Below are 6,615 nucleotides of genomic sequence, written 5' to 3' on the forward strand. Positions count from 1 at the left end.
TTTTTTTTTTTTTTTGTTTTGGCAAAATTTGTGTCTAATAAGGCAAAAAATAGGTTAGCAAATCATCCTAAATATCACAAAAGCACAAGAAGTTAAACCTAAAATAACTCCTCGTGCTTTATTAGATTGATTATAAATTTCAATATTTTATTTTAGTTTTTTGTCGATCTTGGTTCAAATATAAAGATTGGACCCTTACCCTCTATTCCTTTTAAGAATGAATTGGCAAGATCTGCAAAATCTGTAAAAACCATAGGTTGTTTTTCGCCTTCTGTTTTCTTTAACTCTGGCGACATCATCTGTGGTTTTGAATCTTGTTTAGAATTATCTTTGCCTTCCTCATCATCAGAAATCCAGGGAACATTATGATCAGGCAATTCTTGTCATGGTCTCCCTTCTGATTTGGAAACAATTAAATCCTTATTATTATCATCAATAGAAAAGTCAAAATTTTGATTCTTTCCATCATCTTTTTTAGGGTCATAAGTTTTTTTAACAAAACTCTCTTCGCTTTTTGTTTTAATATTCATATTTTCAGCATTTGTAAAACTTAATTCACCTGGTTCATCATCTTCATCTCAAGGTTCGTTATAGTCTGGTTCATTATTTTGCATTGAAATAACACCTAAATCTGTATAACCATCATCAAGAAAATCAAATCCGTGTTTGCCATCATCCTTAGTTCTGTCGTATTCTTTATATAAATTCTTGTAATAAAAATTATCAATTACATTCTTAATTTCTTCATTAGTTGGGTCACTAAAATCAATTTCAATTTTTGGTGCTTCATTTTTTATATTATTTATAAGATTATTGTTAGTGTTAATTGAATCAACTGAGTCTAGTTTAATAGCATTCTTAATTAATAGATCTTTAATTGGTTTATTTTGTTTTATTAAGTCTGCAAGAACTTCTTTTGAATGATGTTTCTTTAAATCTTCATAAACAATTTTAATATTATCGCCAAACTGTTGATTTTTATCCTTACTTGGAGTTTCTGGTTTCTTTGGTTCTGGGTTTTCTGGTTTCTTTGGTTCAGCTGGTTTTTCTGGTTTTTCTGGATTTGCACATGATAGAGCTATAATTGGTGTTGCCAAAACAGGTAAAAATCCTAGAAAAAGTAATTTGCTTTTTTTCATTTTTCTCCTTAAAATTTTATGAATTCAGGCTATTCCCAAACATTTTTTAATTATGTCTAGAAGAATTGGCGCAAGTCATAATTATAATTTATTTTTTTTTTTTTTTTGTTTTTGGTTAAAAAAGATAATTTAGATTGGTTTGAGAATAAACTATATCTAAACCTATTACTTCAATTTCAATTAAAATTAAGAAGAAAAAATAAAGATAGATATTTAAAAACCATATATTAAGGTACAATTAATAACATAATATTTTTTTATAATTTAATTCTTTCTTCGTCATTAAGGTTTTTAAAATAATTATTTTCTTAATTGATTAATTTCTATCATGTTTATCGGCCTTCGTGATTTACTTAAAGACCATCCACAGGAAATATTTATTTAATTCACTATAGCAAGGTTTAACATTGCCTTTAGATTCTTTTTTCATTTTTTCCTATATGAATTTCTAAAACTTGTTAAATTATTAGTTTTTAATCTATAAATGATTTTTTATTTGTTTCATTGGTTCATCTAATTTAGTAAGATTTGAATAAGTTTAGTTAATAATTAATTTGCTAGAAAAACAAAACAAAAATTAGTATAGTTTTGTACATTATTTTAGCTCAAAGGCAAATTTTGGGACAATTAAGCAAGCTAGGATTGCTAAATAGACAAAAATATATTTAATTATTTTTCAAGAAAGTTAAACTGAGCACAAATACAAAAAACGCAAAAGTAAACATAATCAATGATCCATCTTTTATTTTTGGAAGTAATTTAAAAATTAAATAATTTAAACTAAAAAACCTATGCTAATTAAGTTTAATGCTTTTTGCAACAACCATGCATTGTTATCAATTTAATGTAAGCAAAAAAGCTTTATATTATTACTAATTGCTTTTTTAGTTACTATTAACCCTATTTACCTAGGAAAATAGTGATAATGTAATATAATATTTTTATTAATAAAACCTAATACTAAGGAGAAAATATGCGAAAAATAAGTTGATTTTTCTTAGGTCTTTTACCAACAATAGCAACCGCAGCGGTTGCATTTTCATGTGTAAATACAAAAACACATAATATACCAAACCCAAAACCCAGCCCTGATAAAATATCTGATACTCCTAAGAAAAAACCTAAAGTTAAAGAACAAAAAAATGATTTACAATCAGTTTATGAAACTATTAAAAGTATTCTACCAAAGGATACTCTAAATGATATTAGACATAAAAATAAACATATTAAAAATTTATTGATTGGAAATTTATTACCAAAAGATCTGATCCCTGATCTTCCAAAGGATCAAGACACTAGCTCAAATATTTTGAATGGTTTTAAAGGACCAAAATTTGAAATTGATTTTAGTGATCCAACTAATGAATTAATCAAAAAAACAATTGATAATTTATACTACAAACAATGATATAAATACTATGATAAATCCAAAGATGACGGAAAACAACATGCTTTTGATTTTCCACTAGAAGATGACTATATCGAAAATGAGTTAGATATATTCCCATCAAATGAACCTGAATCAAGCGAACCATGAGAAAACCATGAACCAAATCATAATAGCCCTTGAATTTCTGATGATGAAGAAAGATTGAGTAGTCCTACCACATTAGCAACTAAACTTATTAAATCTCTAAAAGGCGAATCAAATATTATTTATGATATGAATGATAATTTGGTTCCGTTATCTAAACTAAAATCACCTAACAAAAAAAAAATTGGTTGATGAAATTAAAGAAGAATTTAGAAATTTAATTAGTACTGAAACACAAAAAATAAGTCCTGTATATGATAATAAAATTTTTGGAAAAGAAGTATCTAAAACAACTACTGACATTCAAAACTATTTTGATAAATTAATAAATGATAGCACAACCGTTGGTCAAGTGTTGGAACATATTAGTACAGTAAAAAAATATGTCGAAACTGAAATAATGCTAGCAAACATGTATAAACCTTTTGAAGATTTTGGAAATACATTTAGCATTAAAGGAAACAAAATATTAACTCCTACAGTCCTAAAAGGAATTAATTTTAATAAAAATGGACTACTCAATTATCGTGATGATGCATTTAAAACTCTAAGAAAAAGAAATGAATTTAGTGAATGATTGAAGAAACCAGACCATAATTTTTACACTAAAACTAATGGTTATGTGGAAAAAATGCAAAATTTTGTAAACCAAATAAATGAAGCATATCAACTTAAAGTTGAAGCAACTAAACCAGTTTTTCTTTTACAAATAGATGATGAAACTACAAATTATAAAAAAATGTATACTGAACAAGATATTATTAATGCACTCAATAATAAAAGTAAAAATGGTTTAACCAAAGAAAAAGTGAATCAAGCCCTATATGCAACGATATTTAATATCAAAATTAGAAATATTTTTCTAAAAAAAGGTGGAATAATTGATTGAAGAAGTGAAAGCGGTAATAGCACTGTTGAGTTTTTAGGCAAAATTGAGAAAAGAAATAACAAAGATAAACTAGTCGTTTATGTGGCTTATAAATTTAACAACAATGAAAAGGACAATCGTTTCAAAATTACATTTACAAACCATTCAAAACAACAAAGCTATATTGAATTTAAAAAACAATAATTTAACACTAGCAACGCTTGCTAGTGTTTTTTTATCAAAACATAAAGATAAACTATACAAAATTGAAGGGTCACATATCGATTATTAAAACTTAGTTATTTTGATAAAATTTATATATTATTTTTATATTTAAAGAGGTTTATAAATTTATGGATAAAAATGAGTTATTCAAACAAAGATTAATTAAATACATGGAAATTGAGGCTATGTCGCGTTATGAAGAGCCTGTGGTTAATGAGTTGAAAAAATCACTAGGAAATAAAAAATTTGAGATTAGTAGAGATAACCTTGGATCAGTTATATTTAGAAAGAAATCAAAAAATCCTAATGCACCAAAAGTTATGATTGCTGCACATATGGATGAAGTAGGGTTTCTAGTTAGAAACATAGATAAAAAGGGACAACTTTATTTATCTCCTGTTGGAGGTATTTGACCATCAACAGTAATTGGGACAAAGGCAAAATTAGTAACAGAGGAAGGCAAAACCTTTAATGGCGTTTTTGGCCACACAAGCATACACATTATGCAAGAAAATGAAATTTCAAAAGCAATTTCTAATAATGAAATTTATGCTGATTTTGGTTTTAAATCAGATGAAGATGCTAAAGAACAAGGAGTTGGCGTAGGTGACTTAGTATACATGTCAGGTGAAACTATACTATTTAATGATCCTAATTTATTGGGTGGAAAAGCAATGGATAATAGAGCTGGTATAACTGTTCTAGAATACGTTGCTAATGCCATCAACGATAAAGATCTTGATGTTGATCTCTACTTAGTTGGCACAGTGCAAGAAGAGGTAGGAACAAGAGGGGCTAGAACCAGTGTTTCATTAATTAAGCCAAACATAGCAATTGCTCTTGATACATGCGCATCACATGACACCCCTAACACAATCCCAGGAAATACTTTATTATACAAGGGTGCTGCTCTAAGAATAAAGGATCGTGGTACAATGATGGACCCAAAATTAGTTAAAGAATTTCAAAACATATCAAAAAAATATAACATACCTACATATAAATTTGTTGCAATGGGAGGAGGAACAGATGCTCATGAACTTCAATTTGCTCATGGTGGTGCGGCAACTCTAACCATTTCTTTACCACAAAGATATTTACATAGTCCTATAGGTGTTTGTGCAATTTCAGACTTAATTGCTGCCGGAGATTTATTAATTAATTTTCTTCAAGACTTTAATTTAGAAAAATGAGAAGATATCAAATACAAGTAAGAAATATCAAAAGCACATAAATAAAATCGTGTTTAAACTAGTAATATAGTAAATTTTGCGCAAATTTATCTCCTGCTTACTTTTTGAGTAAAAGATTTTAGAATAGCAATCACACAAATCTAAATTCATTAGACAAAAATAACCGGAATTATCAAGCACGTCTTGATAATTTTTCTTATTTATTTCATAAGAAATTATTTTGCTTTCTTCATCCACTTTAAAATCAAAATAATTTCCATATGTTCTATAAATATCTTCATTTAAGTATTTAATATTTTCAAGTTGTTTTGATAATATATTTAAAACCGTATTATATTTTTCAACTTCTAATGATGCTTTTTTGTTCATTATAAAACATATAAATGAAATACTTGCTTGTTGAATTTGTAAAAGCTTGCTCGTATGTTTTTCAAGCAAAAACTTTATGTTCAAAAATTAAATTTTCAGCATTTTTATATATTTTATGTTTGTTTTTATTTAATAAATTACTTAATCTTTTGTTATAAGTTTCTGCCATAATTATAAGGTCAATGTTTTCAGAAGTAATATTTTCAATATTGTCTTTTGAAAAATAACCGCGATCCAATACTAAAGTTGCTGATTTATAACACAAATTTAAAACTTTATCAATCATTTTTTTGTAGTAACTTCCATTAGTAACTGATTTGGGATATAAATCATAAAAAATTGGTAACCCTGTCTTTTGATCTAAACAATACGATAAGTTTATTTGTGGCAGACCTTCATCAACCTTTGGCTTTCCATATTCAGCATGTTTCATGTTTTTTTAACTTATTTTAAAGTTCATTGAATCAACAGATAAATATACGCCATTCGAATATTCTAAATATGTTCTTAATTGTTTTGATCATCTATAATTAAATTCAAGTATATTTTTGCTGTTATATCTTTATGCAAAAGCGTTGATATCGTTGAGTTTGAAGAAATTGAAAATAAACCAGAAAAATTTTTATATGCTCACTTTTCAAATAATTGCGAAACCATAGATTCTTCATCAATATAATAGGATGCCAATGCCTTTATTAATTCGCTTTTTGTGTTAAAAATATTTTTTAATTGTTCATCTATATACAAATCTTTAAAAATTTTAGTTATTGCCAAATATTGCCCGATAGAAACAACAAATGATATTTTTTTATCATCTTCTATGATTGTTATTTTTGTCTCCAGAAAAATTAAAAAATACTCATCATTTAGTATTAATAAGTTGCCATTTTTTTGGATCTATTTTCCTAATATTAACTCTCTTATCGATATTATATTTTTTATCTTTTTTATATTCTGTTCCTGCGAGATAATATACATATTTATTATCGCCTTTTCTAATGATTTTAACCTTTTTAGGAATCTTTACTCTTTGATCTTTTATTATCATTTTTACATCATTTTATTTAGTTTATTTATAACTAAATAAAAATACTTTTCGAACTAAAAATGTAAAAAAATGCTGATTTTTTCAAATTTAATTCTTTTTTGTTTTTTGCTTGAGTTTTATAAAATAATTTACAAAATTACTTCAAGTTTAGGGCAAAAGTATAATAAAAAAAGCCAATACTGGCTTTTTGTTCCCTGAAAACTGAATATCGACTTTTTTTGTTTTAGATAACTTCTATA

The 6,615-nt window shown here is 26.3% G+C and carries 8 protein-coding genes; 3 read left to right on the plus strand and 5 right to left on the minus strand.

The annotated features are described in order from the left end of the window. Window positions 1-152: 152 nt before the first annotated feature. Window positions 153-1,139, minus strand: coding sequence for a hypothetical protein (locus ACWXVK_RS03135; RefSeq protein ID WP_456017220.1), 987 nt, complete (start codon window positions 1,137-1,139; stop codon window positions 153-155). 973 nt (window positions 1,140-2,112) lie between these two features. On the opposite strand from ACWXVK_RS03135, the gene ACWXVK_RS03140 reads away from it, so the two are divergent. The 3 genes from ACWXVK_RS03140 to ACWXVK_RS03150 all read left to right on the plus strand — a co-directional run bounded on the left by ACWXVK_RS03140 (window position 2,113) and on the right by ACWXVK_RS03150 (window position 4,980). Beyond that, window positions 2,113-2,874, plus strand: a complete 762-nt coding sequence (locus tag ACWXVK_RS03140; protein ID WP_456017222.1) for a hypothetical protein — start codon at window positions 2,113-2,115, stop codon at window positions 2,872-2,874. Continuing rightward, on the plus strand, window positions 2,858-3,745 hold the full coding sequence (locus tag ACWXVK_RS03145) for a hypothetical protein (protein WP_456017223.1): 888 nt from the start codon (window positions 2,858-2,860) through the stop codon (window positions 3,743-3,745). The genes ACWXVK_RS03140 and ACWXVK_RS03145 overlap by 17 nt, the downstream gene beginning before the upstream one ends. A gap of 149 nt (window positions 3,746-3,894) precedes the next feature. Beyond that, window positions 3,895-4,980, plus strand: a complete 1,086-nt coding sequence (locus ACWXVK_RS03150; protein ID WP_438340671.1) for a M42 family metallopeptidase — start codon at window positions 3,895-3,897, stop codon at window positions 4,978-4,980. On the opposite strand, the gene ACWXVK_RS03155 is transcribed toward ACWXVK_RS03150, so the two are convergent. The 4 genes from ACWXVK_RS03155 to ACWXVK_RS03170 all read right to left on the minus strand — a co-directional run bounded on the left by ACWXVK_RS03155 (window position 4,948) and on the right by ACWXVK_RS03170 (window position 6,376). Beyond that, window positions 4,948-5,328 carry a hypothetical protein gene (locus ACWXVK_RS03155; protein ID WP_456017224.1) on the minus strand — a complete coding sequence of 127 codons (381 nt, stop codon included), beginning with the start codon at window positions 5,326-5,328 and terminating at the stop codon, window positions 4,948-4,950. The two genes, ACWXVK_RS03150 and ACWXVK_RS03155, sit on opposite strands and share 33 nt — an antisense overlap. Continuing rightward, complete coding sequence (locus ACWXVK_RS03160) at window positions 5,291-5,761, minus strand: transposase (RefSeq protein ID WP_456017226.1); 471 nt, start codon at window positions 5,759-5,761, stop codon at window positions 5,291-5,293. The genes ACWXVK_RS03155 and ACWXVK_RS03160 overlap by 38 nt, the downstream gene beginning before the upstream one ends. A gap of 74 nt (window positions 5,762-5,835) precedes the next feature. Next, window positions 5,836-6,102 carry a hypothetical protein gene (locus ACWXVK_RS03165; protein WP_456017227.1) on the minus strand — a complete coding sequence of 89 codons (267 nt, stop codon included), beginning with the start codon at window positions 6,100-6,102 and terminating at the stop codon, window positions 5,836-5,838. 34 nt (window positions 6,103-6,136) lie between these two features. Then, window positions 6,137-6,376, minus strand: coding sequence for a hypothetical protein (locus ACWXVK_RS03170; protein WP_456017229.1), 240 nt, complete (start codon window positions 6,374-6,376; stop codon window positions 6,137-6,139). Window positions 6,377-6,615: the final 239 nt, after the last annotated feature.

It is taken from the genome of Mycoplasma sp. 3398, from assembly GCF_053851555.1.